Annotated in this window: 14 protein-coding genes; 7 read left to right on the top strand and 7 right to left on the bottom strand. The window is 60.8% G+C overall.

Annotation, left to right across the window (positions count from 1 at the left end):
* Positions 1-31: 31 nt before the first annotated feature.
* Together AC07VV_RS01030 and AC07VV_RS01025 are read right to left on the bottom strand one after the other, a co-directional pair.
* The gene (locus AC07VV_RS01030; RefSeq protein WP_495034890.1) at positions 32-1,135 is read right to left on the bottom strand and encodes a DUF2855 family protein; all 1,104 of its coding nucleotides are present in this window, start codon (positions 1,133-1,135) and stop codon (positions 32-34) included.
* Positions 1,136-1,249: 114 nt separating this feature from the next.
* A complete protein-coding gene (locus AC07VV_RS01025; protein ID WP_096820540.1) occupies positions 1,250-1,810 on the bottom strand; it encodes an NADPH-dependent FMN reductase in 561 nt (186 codons plus the stop codon).
* Positions 1,811-1,995: 185 nt separating this feature from the next.
* On the opposite strand from AC07VV_RS01025, the gene AC07VV_RS01020 reads away from it, so the two are divergent.
* A complete protein-coding gene (locus AC07VV_RS01020) occupies positions 1,996-2,232 on the top strand; it encodes a hypothetical protein (RefSeq protein WP_085733066.1) in 237 nt (78 codons plus the stop codon).
* A gap of 85 nt (positions 2,233-2,317) precedes the next feature.
* Complete coding sequence (locus AC07VV_RS01015; protein WP_495034889.1) at positions 2,318-3,211, top strand: LysR substrate-binding domain-containing protein; 894 nt, start codon at positions 2,318-2,320, stop codon at positions 3,209-3,211.
* On the opposite strand, the gene AC07VV_RS01010 is transcribed toward AC07VV_RS01015, so the two are convergent.
* The 3 genes from AC07VV_RS01010 to dnaQ all read right to left on the bottom strand — a co-directional run bounded on the left by AC07VV_RS01010 (position 3,177) and on the right by dnaQ (position 6,974).
* Positions 3,177-3,791, bottom strand: a complete 615-nt coding sequence (locus AC07VV_RS01010) for a GNAT family N-acetyltransferase (RefSeq protein ID WP_495034888.1) — start codon at positions 3,789-3,791, stop codon at positions 3,177-3,179. The genes AC07VV_RS01015 and AC07VV_RS01010 overlap by 35 nt on opposite strands.
* Before the next feature lie 14 nt (positions 3,792-3,805).
* The gene (locus AC07VV_RS01005; RefSeq protein ID WP_495034887.1) at positions 3,806-6,061 is read right to left on the bottom strand and encodes an Orn/Lys/Arg family decarboxylase; all 2,256 of its coding nucleotides are present in this window, start codon (positions 6,059-6,061) and stop codon (positions 3,806-3,808) included.
* A 154-nt stretch (positions 6,062-6,215) separates the two neighbouring features.
* A complete protein-coding gene (dnaQ, locus tag AC07VV_RS01000) occupies positions 6,216-6,974 on the bottom strand; it encodes a DNA polymerase III subunit epsilon (protein WP_495034886.1) in 759 nt (252 codons plus the stop codon).
* Between the two features lie 188 nt (positions 6,975-7,162).
* Between dnaQ and AC07VV_RS00995 the strand changes: the two genes are divergently transcribed.
* A complete protein-coding gene (locus AC07VV_RS00995; RefSeq protein ID WP_495034885.1) occupies positions 7,163-7,468 on the top strand; it encodes a DUF2388 domain-containing protein in 306 nt (101 codons plus the stop codon).
* On the opposite strand, the gene rnhA is transcribed toward AC07VV_RS00995, so the two are convergent.
* Both rnhA and AC07VV_RS00985 read right to left on the bottom strand, forming a co-directional pair.
* Entirely contained in the window at positions 7,469-7,930 is a 462-nt protein-coding gene (gene rnhA / locus AC07VV_RS00990; RefSeq protein WP_096820534.1) for a ribonuclease HI, read from the bottom strand.
* 92 nt (positions 7,931-8,022) lie between these two features.
* Positions 8,023-8,781: a methyltransferase domain-containing protein gene (locus tag AC07VV_RS00985; RefSeq protein ID WP_011333614.1), complete on the bottom strand. Its 759-nt coding sequence runs from the start codon at positions 8,779-8,781 to the stop codon at positions 8,023-8,025.
* A 65-nt stretch (positions 8,782-8,846) separates the two neighbouring features.
* On the opposite strand from AC07VV_RS00985, the gene gloB reads away from it, so the two are divergent.
* The 4 genes from gloB (at position 8,847) to AC07VV_RS00965 (ending at position 15,018) form a co-directional block, all read left to right on the top strand.
* Positions 8,847-9,614, top strand: a complete 768-nt coding sequence (gene gloB, locus AC07VV_RS00980) for a hydroxyacylglutathione hydrolase (RefSeq protein WP_493157937.1) — start codon at positions 8,847-8,849, stop codon at positions 9,612-9,614.
* 99 nt (positions 9,615-9,713) lie between these two features.
* Positions 9,714-11,183 carry a transglycosylase SLT domain-containing protein gene (locus AC07VV_RS00975; RefSeq protein ID WP_495034884.1) on the top strand — a complete coding sequence of 490 codons (1,470 nt, stop codon included), beginning with the start codon at positions 9,714-9,716 and terminating at the stop codon, positions 11,181-11,183.
* A 164-nt stretch (positions 11,184-11,347) separates the two neighbouring features.
* On the top strand, positions 11,348-13,180 hold the full coding sequence (locus AC07VV_RS00970; RefSeq protein ID WP_495034883.1) for an extracellular solute-binding protein: 1,833 nt from the start codon (positions 11,348-11,350) through the stop codon (positions 13,178-13,180).
* A complete protein-coding gene (locus AC07VV_RS00965) occupies positions 13,177-15,018 on the top strand; it encodes an extracellular solute-binding protein (RefSeq protein WP_495034882.1) in 1,842 nt (613 codons plus the stop codon). Before AC07VV_RS00970 ends, AC07VV_RS00965 begins: the two co-directional genes overlap by 4 nt.

Genomic DNA, 15,018 nt, shown 5'->3' with positions numbered 1-15,018 from the left:
TCGAGGAAGCGCACCCTGCCCGTCCGTCAACTCACAGTCGAATCACGTGCCCCTCCACCGGTGAGATATGACCATGAAACAGACGAGAAATCACGCTCCGTGCCGCCTCAAGGCCGTGACTCTCCACCACCCGTAACAGGGGATTGGCCGGTGCGCTGACCTGATGATAAAACCGCTGCAACCCTTCGCCGATGTACCGGTTCACGCGCTCCGCCCCCCATTCGACACTGCGCTTGCGAATCTGGATCGGGGCAAAGAAAAACACCGGTCGAAGCCCTTCGACAGCGCTCAGTTCTGCTTCATCGGTGGTGTGCGAGGAGCCAACAAAACAGCTGTAGACGAGGTGACCGGCGAAGTGCTGATGCACCCGCTCGCGCAAACCCAGGTCGCCGGAAAAATCCACATAAAGCGTCGGACGATCATTGGCCAGTTCCGACAACTCTGCGTAAGACACCGTCCGGCCATAGCAGCCCAGGCTTTCGACAAAGGCTTTGTTACCGGCCGACGTCAACGCCACACATTCGAGCGTCAGATGGCCGGCCAGACACACTGCCGTGCCGTAGGCGGTTTTGCTCGAAGCACTGGAAATCACCACACGGCTTGCACCGAAGAACTGATTGTCCTGAAGGAAATCCGCCAACATCAACGACGTCAAGAACAGCGGTTTGAGCAGAATCTGCAGGTTTTCCGTCGCCGGGCGGTAATACGTGTCTTTGCTGCTGCGGGTGTATTGGTTGTAAACCGAGCTCAGCGTCTGCCGGTGCTCCGTGCCGTCCTGGAAACCACGCCCGGTGACCCGCTCAGGGCGCACCCACAGATGACTGGCCAGCGGCAAGTAACCATAAAACCGCTCGCCGACCGCCACGCCTTCGACGCCGGAAGCGATCACATCGGCGAAACCCCAGGCTGGAATGTGGCCCCATTCGGCCAGCCCTGTCGGAAAAAAGTCCCAGTAATGCATCGAATCGCCATATGCGGCGTAGGAGATATTGTTGGTGGTCAGGGCGCAACGATCGACTTTCAGGATCACCTCGCCGTCAGCCGCCACTGAACTGCGCTGTTCCTGCTCGATTCGGCTCTGGTCGAGCGCACTTTTGCGGGTCACCAGTCGCGTGACCGTGATCGGACTTGGCATCGTTCGGACTCCTGCTGCGAAGAGTGGTGAGGGCGAAAACGTCACAGGCCGCGCACCCCGATGAAAACACCATCGAGGCGCGGCCGATCATGGCCCGGGGCGGGATTGAAGGCTTCAGACTTTCTTGTGCTGTTCCACAAACTGCCCATAGGCGTTGATGAAACTTTGCAGGAACGGTTTGACCGATTCGTTCAACTTGCCCGCTTCATCGAACGCGGTGCCGGCGCCACCCAGATAGGCTTCCGGCTGCTGCATGCACGGCACGTTGAGGAAAACGAAGGACTGGCGCAAATGCTGGTTGGCGCCAAAACCGCCAATGGCACCTGGCGAAACGCTGATCACTGCGCCCGGTTTGCCACCCCAGACACTCTTGCCATAAGGCCGTGAGCCGACGTCAATCGCGTTCTTCAACGGTGCCGGCACCGAACGGTTGTACTCCGGGGTGACAAACAGCACCGCGTCGGATGAACCCACTTTTTGCCGGAAAGTGCTGTAGGCTGCCGGCGGTGAATCGCCGTCGATGTCTTCGTTATAGAGTGGCAGATCGCCAATTTCGACAATGTTCAGCTTGAGGTTGGCCGGTGCCAGTTCCGCCAGCGCCAGGGCGACCTTGCGATTGATCGAGGCTTTGCGCAGGCTGCCGACGACTACAGCGACGTTATAGACATTGCTCATGGGAAGACTCTCGACTGTCCGTGGGAGGAGCCTGTAGTTATAGATGATCCAGCGACGATTCCACCAGACGACGAGGGATATTTCCCGCGTCCGGATTATTTTTTTCCTGTAGGAAAACTTACCGAGCTCGATGACGGTCTACCAAGCCGCAAATCAAGCGTTTTATCTCCAGAGGTTCTAAGCAGATGGCAGCAGTACTCGTCGGTCAGTTCCATGCAAGAGATGCGGAAGGCCGCGTTTATTCCGTGCATGAGTTCCAGGAATCCAACCCGTCGGCAGACGGTTTCACCGGCATGGAGCCCGTTACAACCTACAAACTGGCGATTGGCGATCGCGTCAATAAAGTCGATGACAACGAGTTCCTGCTGGTTCAGTCGGGCATCACGTTGATTCGCGAACCCGAGCCGACTGTCGCTTCATAACCGATTGTTATGAGCAGAAGTCATCCGCGCCGAGTTGGGGTAGGATTCAGCCACTGACCCCAACGGCCGGACATGGACTTCACGCATGCGTTTACGTCATATCGAGGTGATTCAGGCGCTTTTACAGACGGGTCACGTGGGCACCGCCGCCGAATGGCTGCAATTGCCGACGGGCGATGTCGAGGAGCGGTTGCGCGAAGCCGAGAGTCAGCTGGGGTTCATGCTGTTCGCCAGCGTACGCGGACGGCTTCAGGCCACGGCCGAAGCCCGTGCACTGCAAGTCGAAATCGCCCACATCTATGACGCGCTGGAACCGGTGCAACGATTGGCCAGCAGCCTCAAGCAATACCTCGCCCCACCTCTGCGAATTATCGGCACCCCGCCGCTGGCACAGCAGCTGTTGCCGCAAAGCCTTGCCGCATTGCGCCGACGCCTGCCGGACGTCCCCTGCACGCTGCTCAGCGAGCCCACCCGCCACATCGTTCGCAGCCTGTTGCTGCGCGAGAGCGATCTGGGCCTGAGCCTGCACGATCCCGAACACCCCGATATCGATTGCCAGGTGCTGGCGCAAGGCAAGCTGCAATTGCTCGCCCCCCACGGCTGGCTGCAACCGAAGCAGAAGTACATTTCGCTGCAGGACCTGGCAGGCCAGGCGATGGTCGGCCTCGAAGGCCAGGACCCGTTGAGCCCGGCGCTGGAGCACAAGCTTCAGGCCTTGCGCCCGGCGCCGAGCATTCAGACCCGGGTGCAGACCCATCAGATGATGCGCAGCATGGTCGAGGCCGGCGAAGGCCTGGCCATCGTCGACCCCTTCACTGCACTAGGCGCCCGCGCTGGTGGTCTCGATGTCTGCCCGTTGTCACCGGCGGTGCCGATCAGCCTCTACGCGCTGACCTTCAAGCACGCAGCGCCGCCATCGGCAGTCCAGACCCTGCTCGGCATTGTCACGGAACAAGCCGCGGCGATGCTGGCGAGCTGACCAGGTTTTCCAGCGGATTATCGAATATTCGATACCAGAACAACGCCACTTCGGCGGTGTTCGGGTCGATGCCGCGATAACGCAGATGGTCGATGCCACCAATCACATAACCGCAACGCTCATATAAACGACAGGCACCGAGGTTGTTGTTCTGGGTTTCAAGCATGATCCCCGGCAGTTTTTTCTTGCGGCTCCAGAACTGCGCCACATCCAGCAATGCCTTGGCCACACCGTGACGCCGGGCCGGCGCATGCACCGCCAGTTCATCGATGTGGGCAAAACCGTTCCAGTTGGTGCTGATCACCAGATGCCCCACCGGTTGATCTTCCAGATACGCCATGAAAATCGCACTGTCGGCAGCATCGCGGAAACTGCTGAACTCCTCCGGATCGATGCCGTAGCACTTGCGGTACGGCACGATGGGCGTCACGCCCCACTGCGCGACGGGTTTGCCGATTTCGGCCGCGCCATAGGCCGCGACCTCAAAACTGAAATCACTGCCCCAGATATAAGCGGCAAAGCCGTCGTCGGCGACGCGCACCGACAGCCCTGGGTATTTTGGATTCATGACCGGTTGCATACTGGGAAACGCCCTCATTCCTTGACGCAATCGACGGTGTAGTGCCGTCCATTGCCCTCATCTTCGTGTTGCAGTCCGTGCACATCGACCACGAATCCCGGAAAACTCGCATCAAACGTGCGGGCAAATTTCAGGTAATCGATGATCGACCGAGTGGATTCGGTAAAACGTTCGCCGGGCATGATCAACGGAATTCCCGGCGGATACGGCACCAGCATCACCGCCGCGACCCGGCCATCCAGCTCATCGATCGGCACCGCCTCGACTTCGCCGCGCACCAGTTGATCATAGGCATGGGCGGGTTTCATGGCGATTTCCGGCAGCACGGTGTACATGCGCTTGAGGTGTTTGGCGGTGGCGTTGCTGCGGTAACAGGCGTGGAGCTGATCGCACAGATCGCGCAGGCCCATGCCGCGATAGCGCGCCGGAGCTTCCTGGGCGACACACTTCAGGCAGGTGTCGAGGCTGACATTGGCGTCGTAGCTGCGCTTGAACTCCAGCAGTTCGGTCAACAGCGTGCTCCACTTGCCTTTGGTGATGCCCATCGAGAACAGCACGAGGAACGAATACAGCCCGGTTTTCTCCACCACCAGCCCGCGTTCCCAGAGGAAACGACTGACCACCGCCGCCGGAATCCCCTTGTCGCTCAGCGCGCCGCCGGCGGTCAGGCCTGGCATCACCAGAGTGACCTTGATCGGGTCGAGCAGGACGTAGTCGTCGCTGACCTCGCCGAAGCCGTGCCAGTCCGCTTCGGGTTTCAGCAGCCAGTCTTCGGTCTGCACCCGATCGATGCCCTCGACACCCGGCGGCTGCCAGATCGAGAACCACCAGTCGTTGGCGTCGATGTGCCCACGCAGATTGGCCAGCGCCCGGCGAAAGCTCAGGGCTTCATCGAAGGTTTCCTGAAGCAGCGAACAACCGGCCGGGCCTTCCATCATGGCCGAGGCCACGTCCAGCGAGGCGATGATGCTGTACTGCGGCGACGTCGAGATGTGCATCATGAACGCTTCGTTGAACCGGTCACGGTCCAGTTGCCGCGCCCCGCCGTCCTGCACATGAATCATCGAAGCCTGGCTGAACGCTGCCAACAATTTGTGTGTGGAATGGGTGGTGAACACCAGCGGACTGTCAGCACTGCGCGAGGTGGCCATGCCGTAGCGTCCGGCAAAGAATTCGTGAAACGCCGCATAGGCATACCAGGCTTCGTCGAAATGCAGGACTTCGACGCTGTTGCCCAGGCTCTGCTTGATCAGTTCGGCGTTGTAACAGAGGCCGTCGTAGGTGGAGTTGGTGACCACCGCCAGTTTGACTTTCGGCTCGCGGCCCTTGGTCAGCGGGCTTGCGTCGATCTTGGCCTGGATCGATTCGCGGCTGAATTCGCTCAGCGGAATCGGGCCGATGATCCCCAGCTCGTTGCGCTCCGGGCACAGGTACAGCGGAATCGCCCCGGTCATGATGATCGCGTGCAACACCGACTTGTGGCAGTTGCGATCCACCAGCACCAGATCGTCGCGCCCGACCATGGAATGCCAGACGATCTTGTTGGCGGTCGAGGTGCCATTGATCACGAAAAAGGTGTGATCGGCGCCGAAATTGCGCGCAGCTCTCGCTTCTGCCTCGGCCAACGGGCCGGTGTGATCGAGCAGTGAACCCAGCTCCGGCACCGACACCGACAAATCTGAACGCAGGGTGTTTTCGCCGAAAAACTGGTGAAACGCCTGCCCCACAGGGCTCTTGTGATACGCCACGCCGCCGCCATGGCCCGGGGTGTGCCAGGAATAGTTGGAATCGGCCGTGTGCTGCACCAAGGCCTTGAAGAACGGCGGCAGCAATCCATCCAGATACTTGCGCGCCGCCCGCGCCACCTGGCGGGCGAGAAACGGCACCGTGTCTTCGAACAGATAGAGAATGCCGCGCAACTGATTGAGCTCGGCCATGGCATCGGCCGGGGCGTTCTCCAAAGTGACCTGCTCACCGAGCGCGAAGATCGGCAAGTCCGGCGCCCGCACCCGGGCCAGACCGATCAGTTCGGCCATGTTCTGCAACAAATGGGAATTGGTGCTGGCATCTTCGGCGGCGATCAACATGCACGCCAGACCATGATGAGTCGATGCCACCAGCCGGCCCTCGGTGTAATCCGTGGCCGAAACGATGCTGAAACCTTCTTGCTCCAGTTCATGGGCGATGCCGCGAATGCGTTCGCCGGCAACCGTATCGGCCTTGATGTCGCGGTGGACGATCAATACCGGGAACTTCAGATCCTTGTACATGGGGCTCAGTGTCCTGAGGCGGCGGAGAATGATCTGCCAATGTCCTCAGGGTAGAGGGTCGGAGCGGATGTGGCGAGGGTGGCCAGTTGTCAGTACTGCCAAAAACAAAGGATCGTCAGAACACAGCCTGAGTGTTCGAACGATCCTTTGTGCTTTACGCCTGGGTTTCGGCTTCCAGCAGCTGAGTCCACAGCGCCGGTGCGCCGGCCGACTTGGCGATGATTTCCAGGCGCACCTGGTGTTCGGCCAGCTCGGCTTCGGTGGCGCGAATGATCCGCCCCGGCTGACGATCCGCCGGCAAACGGCGGATTTCGGTGGCGGAGTTATCCGCACCGTTGCCGGTTCCGTTGCCGTCGGACGCATTGCCGGCCAGCGACAGACTGGTCTGGCCACCGGTCATGGTCAGGTAGACGTCGGCGAGAATCTCCGAGTCGAGCAATGCGCCGTGCAGCTCACGGCCGGAGTTGTCGACGCCGTAGCGTTTGCACAAGGCATCGAGGCTGTTGCGCTGACCCGGGTGACGTTCCCGGGCCATCATCAGGGTGTCGAGGATCGAGCAGTGCTGCGTGATGTCAGCGCGATCCTGCTGCCCCATCAAGGCAAATTCGTTGTTGATGAAGCCAACGTCGAACGCCGCGTTATGGATGATCAGTTGCGCGCCGTTGATGAACTCGAAGAACTCATCGGCCACTTCGGCAAAACGCGGCTTGCCGACCAGAAATTCGTTGGTGATGCCGTGGACGCCAATCGCACCTTCGTCACTCTCGCGGTCCGGTTGCAGGTAAACGTGAAAGTGCCGGCCCGTCAGGCGCCGACCGATCAGCTCGACACAACCGATTTCGATAATCCGGTGGCCGTCGGTCACCGGCATGCCGGTGGTTTCGGTATCGAGTACAACGGATCTGGTGGCCATCAGTGTTCAGCTCTCAACGGGTCAATCGTGCAAAAACGGCGATGTTAACACGCCCGTGGCGCGCGTCGCCCACGGGCTGGTGATCGGCGCTCATGCAGTTTTTAACAATCATTAGCAATGTTCATAAAGTCTGGGGGAAACCGGCTTGTTAGCGTGCGCGGCTTGTTTCTCACGGACTCAGGCACCTCATGAAGACTGCACGGATTTTACTGCTCGGCGGCTGTTTGCTGATGGCCGACGCCCACGCCACCAGCTTCGTCATCAGCACCGACATCACCATGAGCCTGACGCTCAGCTCCAGCAAAGGCACCAGCGGTTCGTTCAAGGACGACAAAATCGTGCTGGCCGCCAAGGATGACGCAGCAGCGTTTGTTGCCAGCAACGGGGACATTCGCGGCGCGCAGATGGAAGCGGCGTTCCAGCGGATTCGCAGCCTGTTGCCGGAACTGCCCGCCACCGACCTGCAACTGGCCGGCGCCATTTTGATGCTCTGATCAGTCCTGCTTGTAGCCGCGAATCTCATCCACACCACGGTTGGCCAACTGGTCGGCGCGTTCGTTGCCGTGGTGGCCGATGTGGCCGCGCACCCATTTCCAGGTGACTTTGTGGCGGTTGACCTGCTCATCCAGCTCTTTCCACAGGTCGGCGTTTTTCACGGGCTCTTTGGCGGCGGTTTTCCAGCCGCGCTTCTTCCAGTTGGCCATCCACTCGTTGATGCCTTTCATCACGTATTGCGAGTCGGTCACCAGCAGCACTTCGCACGGACGCTTGAGGGCTTCCAGGCCACGGATCGCACCGAGCAGTTCCATACGGTTGTTGGTGGTGTTGGCTTCGCCGCCCCACAGTTCCTTTTCGACGCCCTTGCACACCAGCAAGGCGCCCCAGCCGCCGGGGCCGGGGTTGCCCTTGCAGGCGCCGTCAGTGAACAGTTCTACGCTATCGACGCTTTCGCTCATGCCAATCTATCCAGAAAAAATGCGAGGCCCCGCCGATCACGGATCGACGATGGCCGAGGCCGGGACAAGCCCGGCCACAAATAAAAGAAGGTTTACGGTTCGATACGGCGGCGATTGACCTTGGCCATCGGCAGCGGAATCAGCTTGCCCATCGGCTCGCGGCGCTCCTGGCGCACCGGACGCAGGCCGACCACGATCTTGCGCGCAACCAACAGATAGAAGCCGCCGCCCGACAGTTGCCAGTCGCCAGCCTTGCGTTCCCAGCCGGCCAGACGGGCCTGCCACTTGGGTGACGCGAGCGGCGGACGATAGCACCCGAAGCGGCGTTTCTCCAGCGCGAAGCCCAGCAGGTTGAGCCAGTCGGCGACCCGCGACGGCGAGATGCAGCGCGCCTGATGCAAGGCGTCATGGGCGAACACATGACGCAGGCCCCAGGTGCTCCAGGGGTTGATGCCGACGATCAGCAGGTGCCCGCCGGGGCGTACGCTGCTGGCCGCTTCCCGCAGCAAACCGTGGGGCGACAGGCAGAAATCCAGACCGTGTTGCAACACCACCACGTCGGCAGCGTGCTCGCTCAACGGCCAGGCCTGTTCCTCGCAGACAATCTCGACACCGGGCAATGGCGCGCCGAGTCGCACGTTGCGCTGCACCTGTGGCGCCGACGGCGGCGTTTCGGCGGACGGGCCGTAATGCACCAGATAGCCGCCGAAGAACCGGCCGAGCTCGTCTTCGAGCATCCGGCGCTCTTCGTCCAGCAGAAATTGCCCGAGGGGGCCGGACAGCCACTCACGGGCCGCACCGATCAGGGCGAGCCAGTCAGGATCGGCCTGAGCGAACGCTTTATCGATCATTGCATTCTCCAACACGCCAGGAACCTCTAAGATGCGCCAATGTTACCTGCTTGGCGAATCCGAAGATGATACAGATCAGTGCCCTGCCCGCCTTCACCGACAACTACATCTGGTTGTTACAGGATCATGCCACCCAGCGTTGCGCGGTGGTCGACCCGGGGGATGCCGCCCCTGTGCAGGCATGGCTCGCTGCGCATCCGGGCTGGGTGCTCGCCGACATTCTGATCACTCATCATCACCATGATCATGTCGGCGGCGTCGAAACGCTGAAGAAGGCAACCGATGCCACGGTCTACGGTCCGGCCAGCGAAAGCATTCCGGGGCGAGACGTAGCCCTCAAGGACAACGACAAGGTGCGTGTGCTCGGCTGGGATTTCGATGTCTACGCCGTTCCCGGTCATACCCTGGGGCACATCGCCTATTACCACCACGGCCTGCTGTTCTGCGGCGACACCCTGTTCGCCGCCGGTTGCGGCCGGTTGTTCGAAGGCACGCCGGAGCAGATGCACCACTCGCTCGGTCGTCTGGCGTCGCTGCCCGAGGACACGCTGATCTACTGCACCCACGAATACACCCTGAGCAACCTGAAGTTTGCCGCCGCCGTGGAACCGGGCAACCCGAACATTGCCGCCCGTCTGGAAAAAGTCACCCAGCAACGGCAGAACGGCGTCATGACCCTACCCTCGACCTTGGCTCTGGAAAAGCTCACAAACCCGTTTTTGCGTACCGGTGAAACATTAGTTAAACAAAAAGTGGACGAACGGAATGGCGCTCAAAACCGGGCGCCGAGTGAGGTTTTTGCGGCTCTGCGGGCTTGGAAAGATAAGTTCTAAGCCGTTCACCACTTGGTACAAAAACTCTGAATGGTTGACCGCAGGGGGTGCGCTTTCTAGAATCCCCCGACATTTTTGCCCGGAACTTACTTCCAGCCAATGTCGTCATCCATACGTAAGTCCGTCAATTCAGACGCATTGACCCGCCTGGCGCAAGCCATCGCGGTGGCTGTGTCCGCCACGCTGGCGGGCTGTTCCAGCCATGCTCCGCAGACTGAAGCGACCCATACGCCGAACATTGCTGCGCGAGCCAAGCAGAAGCCCATCTGGTTGTCCGAGAAGCCCAGCCCGCAGGTGCCCCAGGACATCTGGGAACGCATGCGCGGTGGTTTCCAGCTTCAGGAAGGCCTGGGCGTGAACCCGCGCATCGAGCAACAGCGCCTGTGGTTCGCCAGTAACCCTTCCTTTCTCGAGAACGCTGGCGAACGCGGCAGCCTCTACATTCATTACATCGTCGAGCGCCTCGAAGAACGCAACATGCCGCTGGAACTGGCGCTGTTGCCAGTGATTGAAAGCGCCTACAACCCGATGGCCTATTCCCGGGCCGATGCTGTGGGTCTCTGGCAATTCATCCCTTCCACCGGGCGTTACTACAACCTGCGCCAGACTCGCTTCTACGACGGCCGTCGTGACATCACCGCCTCGACCACGGCGGCGATGGATTACCTGACCCGTCTGCACGACATGTTCAACGGCGACTGGCTGCTGGCCCTGGCGGCCTACAACGCCGGCGAAGGCACGGTCAGCCGCGCCATCGAGCGCAACGAGCGACTGGGCCTTCCGACCGACTACTGGAACCTGCCGCTGCCGGCAGAAACCCAGGCCTATGTGCCAAAACTGCTGGCGCTGTCGCAAGTGGTACTGTCGCCGGAAGCCTACGGGGTGAACCTCAACCCGATCGCCAATGAACCTTACTTCCAGGTCGTCGAAATCAACCAGCGCATGGACCTGTCCAAGGTCGCCGCAGTGGCCAACATCGACGAAGACGAGCTGTTCCAGCTCAACCCGGCCTTCAAGCAGCGCACCACCATCGACGGCCCGCAGCACCTGCTGGTGCCGACCTCGAAGGCGCAACTGCTGACCGCCAGCCTGCAGACCATGCGTCCTGAAGAACTGATCAGTCCTCGCTCGCTGAAACCGGTCTTCGAAGGCGCCGATCCGACCGAAGTCGCCAAGCTCAAGCGTGCCTACCGGGTCAAACGCGGTGACAACCTTGCGTCCATCGCCAAGGCCAACAAGGTCGACGTCAAGGACCTGCAACGCTGGAACAAGATGACCGGCAAGAACCTCAAGGTCGGCCAGACCCTGGTCATGCAGGACACCACCAAGCGCACGCCAGCCCGCAATACCGGTGGCGGACGCATCAACACGGTGCTGGCCGCCAACAGCAAGACCAGCAGCAAGACCGACAACCAGAAACAGACCCAATACAAGGTCAAGCAAGGCGACACGCTGTACGTGGTGGCCAAGCGTTTCAACGTCGAGATGCAGCATCTCAAGCGCTGGAACCCGGGCGCCGGCAAGGCGCTCAAGCCTGGGCAGATGCTCACGGTTTACCAGCCACACTGATAAAGAGCCCCTGAATCCAGGGGCTTTTTTTTGCCTGTCATTTTTTGCCGTCGCCGCCAGCTACTCCCACAATTAAGCGCGCATTAACCCCCTGTCTTTTTCCTGTCCATACAAGCTGTTACTGTACGGCCCACAAAGCCCAAGCCGCCTGGATCGGATCTGACTTGAAGCGTCCCCTCCTCCTGCTCCTGATCAGCCTGGCCTTGAGCTCCCCCGCTAGCGCGACGATCACCGAAAGTCACGGTTATGCGCAGTTCGGCACGCTCAAGTACCCGGCCAGATTTACCCACTTCGACTGGGTCAACCCGCAAGCGCCCAAGGGCGGCACCTTGCGGGTGATGGCGTTTGGCACCTTCGATACGCTGAATCCGTACACCTTCAAGGGCACCAGCCCGGTCACCACCCCGAATTTCCTGCAATACGGCATCAACGAGTTGAACGAACCGCTGATGGTCGGCACCGGCCAGTATTCGCCGTCCGGAGATGAACCGGCCTCCAGTTATGGCCTGATCGCCCAGTCGGTGGAGTACAGCGAAGACCGCAGCTGGGTGGTGTTCAACCTGCGCCCGGAAGCGCGTTTCCACGATGGCACGCCGATCACCGCCTACGACGTGGCGTTTTCCTATCGCCTGCTGCTCAAGGAAGGTCATCCGCTGTATCGCACCGCTCTGCAGGAAGTGTTGCGAGTCGACATCCTCAACCCGCAGCGCATCCGTTTCGTGATGAAACGCTCGGGCAATCCGCTGCTGATCCTGCGTCTGGGTGAGTTGCCGGTACTGCCCCAGCATTACTGGAAGGGCCGTGATTTCAAGGCCACTACGTTCGAACCGCCGCTGGGCAGCGGGCCGTACCGCATTACCTCGGTGACGCCGGGCCGGCAACTGGTGTTCGAACGAGTCAAGGATTACTGGGGCAAGGACTTGCCGGTCAATCGCGGCAAGTACAACTTCGATCGCATGGAAGTCGAGTTCTACCGCGACAGCGACGTGGCCTTCGAAGCCTTCAAGGCCGGTGAGTTCGACATCTACATCGAGCATCAGGCGAAGAACTGGGCCAACGGCTACAACTTCCCGGCGATCCGCCGGGGCGACGTGATCAAGGCGCAGATCCCGCATCAGATCCCGACCCAGAGCCAGGGTCTGTTCATGAACACCCGGCGAGCCACCTTCTCGGACGTCAAGACCCGCGAAGCCCTGGGCCTGATGTTCGACTTCGAGTGGACCAACCGCGCGCTGTTCAGCGACGCCTACAAACGCACCACCAGTTACTACCCCAACAGCGAATTCAGCGCCGGCGGCCTGCCGGTCGGTCATGAATGGCTGATGCTCAAACCGTACAAGGATCAACTGCCGGCCCGACTGTTCACCGAGCCGTTCACGCTGCCGCAGACCGACGGGCGCGGCATTCCCCGTGAAACCATGCGCAAGGCCCTCGCATTGCTGGCCGAGGCCGGCTGGAAGCTCAATGGCCAGCGCTTGCAGAACGCTGCCGGCCAACCGCTGAGTTTCGAACTGCTGCTGGTCAATCCGAACCTGGAGCGGATCCTCCAGCCGTACATCGAGAACCTCAACAGCATCGGCATCGACGCGCGGCTGCGCACGGTGGATCGCGCTCAATACAAGCAGCGTCTGGATCAGTTCGATTTCGACATGATCCTCATGACCCTCAATCAGACCCTCAGCCCGGGACTGGAACAGTGGCAGTACTTCCATTCCAGCCAGGTCGGGGTCAAGGGAAGCAAGAATTACGCGGGCATCGCCAACCCGGTGGTCGATCATCTGCTTGAGCAGTTGCTCGCCGCACGCACCCGCGATGAACAGGTCGCCGCCGGCAAGGCGCTGGACCGCGTGCTGCTCTGGCAGCACTACAGCATTCCCAACTGGTACCTCAATTATCACCGTCTGGCGTACCGCAACCGGTTCGCCTTCGTCAGCACGCCGCCCTACACCCTGGGCCTGAGCGCGTGGTGGCTGAAATCTTCGGAGAAAGGTCAATGAACGTCGTTCGCACCCTGCTCGTGCAGGCTTGCGGCCTGTTGTTCGCCGGGCTGGCCTGCGCCGCCCCGCAACACGCCGTGACGCTGTACAACGAGCCGCCGAAATACCCCGCCGACTTCAAGCACTTCGATTACGTGAACGCCGACGCGCCCAAGGGCGGGATCTTCCGTCAGGCCGGTTTTGGCGGCTTCGACAGCCTCAACCCGTTCATCAGCAAAGGTGTGCCGGCGGACGATGTCGGGCAGATCTACGACACTCTGACCAAACACAGCCTCGACGAGCCGTTCACCGAATACGGCCTGGTCGCCAGCAAGATCGAAAAGGCCCCGGACAACAGCTGGGTGCGCTTCTACCTGCGCCCCGAAGCGCGTTTCCACGACGGTCACCCGGTGCGCGCAGAAGACGTGGTGTTCAGCTTCGAGACCCTGACCAAAGAAGGCTCGCCGATGTTTCGCGGCTACTACAGCGACGTCGAAGAAGCCGTCGCCGAAGACCCGCTGACGGTGCTGTTCAAGTTCAAGCACAACAACAATCGCGAGCTGCCGCTGATTCTTGGTCAACTGCCGGTACTGCCAAAACACTGGTGGGCCAGTCGCGACTTCAACAAGGGCAATCTGGAAATTCCGCTGGGCAGCGGCCCGTACAAGGTCGCCGAAGTGAAGGCCGGACGCTCGGTGCGTTACGAGCGGGTCAAGGATTACTGGGGCAAGGACTTGCCGGTCAATCGCGGGTTCTACAACTTCGACGTGCTGACCACCGACTATTACCGCGACAACACCGTCGCGCTGGAAGCGCTGAAGGCCGGACAGTTCGACTACTGGCTGGAAATGACCGCAAAGAACTGGGCCAACGCCTACAACATCCCGGCCGTCACCGAGGGCCGACTGGTCAAGGAGCTGATCCCCAACGGCAACCCGACCGGCATGCAAGGCTTCGTCTTCAACCTGCGCCGCCCGGTGTTCCAGGACGTTCGCGTGCGTCAGGCACTGGGTCTGCTGCTCGACTTCGAATGGACCAACAAGCAACTGTTCAACAGCGCCTACGTGCGCACTCGCAGCTACTTCGAGAACTCGGAAATGGCCGCCACCGGCCTGCCGGACGCCGATCAGCTGTCGATCCTCGACCCGTTCCGCCGCCAGCTCCCGGCGCAGGTGTTCAGCGAAGCTTTCGAAAACCCGAAGACCGACGCCAGCGGCATGATCCGCCTGCAGCAACGCGAGGCCTATCAACTGCTGCAAGAGGCCGGGTGGAAGATCGTCGACGACAAAATGGTCGACGCCACCGGCAAACCGGTGGTCATCGAATTCCTGCTGGCCCAGACCGAATTCGAACGGGTGCTGCTGCCGTTCAAGCGCAACCTCGCCGACCTTGGCATCGATCTGGTGATCCGCCGCGTCGACGTCTCGCAATACGTCAACCGCGTGCGTTCGCGGGACTTCGACATGATCGTCGGCAGCTTCCCGCAGTCCAACTCGCCCGGCAACGAGCAGCGCGAATTCTGGATGAGCGCCGCCGCCGACAAGCCGAGCAGCCGCAACTCGATGGGCCTGAAGGACCCGGTGGTCGATCATCTGGTCGAGAACCTGATCAACGCCGACTCGCGCAAAAGTCTGGTGGCCCACGCCCGGGCGCTGGACCGTGTGCTGCAATGGGGCTACTACGTGATCCCCAACTGGCACATCAAGAGCTGGCGCGTGGCGTACTGGAACCACATCGGCCATCCGAAAGTCTCCCCCAAGTACGACATCGGCATTAACACCTGGTGGGTCAAACCCGATACGAAACCTGCGGTAGAAGTGCAAACCCAACTGCAAGCCGACCCTGTGGGCACGGAGTAA

Source organism: Pseudomonas sp. GW821-FHT02C04, from assembly GCF_059421845.1.
Note: the sequence above shows the minus strand (reverse complement) of the source record. Positions and strands in the feature narration are given on the sequence as shown.

What these genes read in the sequence shown, in the direction of transcription:
- AC07VV_RS01030 (WP_495034890.1), bottom strand. Translation starts at nt 1,135, where the DNA reads ATGCCAAGTCCGATCACGGTCACGCGACTGGTGACCCGCAAAAGTGCG.
- AC07VV_RS01025 (WP_096820540.1), bottom strand. Translation starts at nt 1,810, where the DNA reads ATGAGCAATGTCTATAACGTCGCTGTAGTCGTCGGCAGCCTGCGCAAA.
- AC07VV_RS01020 (WP_085733066.1), top strand. Translation starts at nt 1,996, where the DNA reads ATGGCAGCAGTACTCGTCGGTCAGTTCCATGCAAGAGATGCGGAAGGC.
- AC07VV_RS01015 (WP_495034889.1), top strand. Translation starts at nt 2,318, where the DNA reads ATGCGTTTACGTCATATCGAGGTGATTCAGGCGCTTTTACAGACGGGT.
- AC07VV_RS01010 (WP_495034888.1), bottom strand. Translation starts at nt 3,791, where the DNA reads ATGCAACCGGTCATGAATCCAAAATACCCAGGGCTGTCGGTGCGCGTC.
- AC07VV_RS01005 (WP_495034887.1), bottom strand. Translation starts at nt 6,061, where the DNA reads ATGTACAAGGATCTGAAGTTCCCGGTATTGATCGTCCACCGCGACATC.
- dnaQ (WP_495034886.1), bottom strand. Translation starts at nt 6,974, where the DNA reads ATGGCCACCAGATCCGTTGTACTCGATACCGAAACCACCGGCATGCCG.
- AC07VV_RS00995 (WP_495034885.1), top strand. Translation starts at nt 7,163, where the DNA reads ATGAAGACTGCACGGATTTTACTGCTCGGCGGCTGTTTGCTGATGGCC.
- rnhA (WP_096820534.1), bottom strand. Translation starts at nt 7,930, where the DNA reads ATGAGCGAAAGCGTCGATAGCGTAGAACTGTTCACTGACGGCGCCTGC.
- AC07VV_RS00985 (WP_011333614.1), bottom strand. Translation starts at nt 8,781, where the DNA reads ATGATCGATAAAGCGTTCGCTCAGGCCGATCCTGACTGGCTCGCCCTG.
- gloB (WP_493157937.1), top strand. Translation starts at nt 8,847, where the DNA reads ATGATACAGATCAGTGCCCTGCCCGCCTTCACCGACAACTACATCTGG.
- AC07VV_RS00975 (WP_495034884.1), top strand. Translation starts at nt 9,714, where the DNA reads ATGTCGTCATCCATACGTAAGTCCGTCAATTCAGACGCATTGACCCGC.
- AC07VV_RS00965 (WP_495034882.1), top strand. Translation starts at nt 13,177, where the DNA reads ATGAACGTCGTTCGCACCCTGCTCGTGCAGGCTTGCGGCCTGTTGTTC.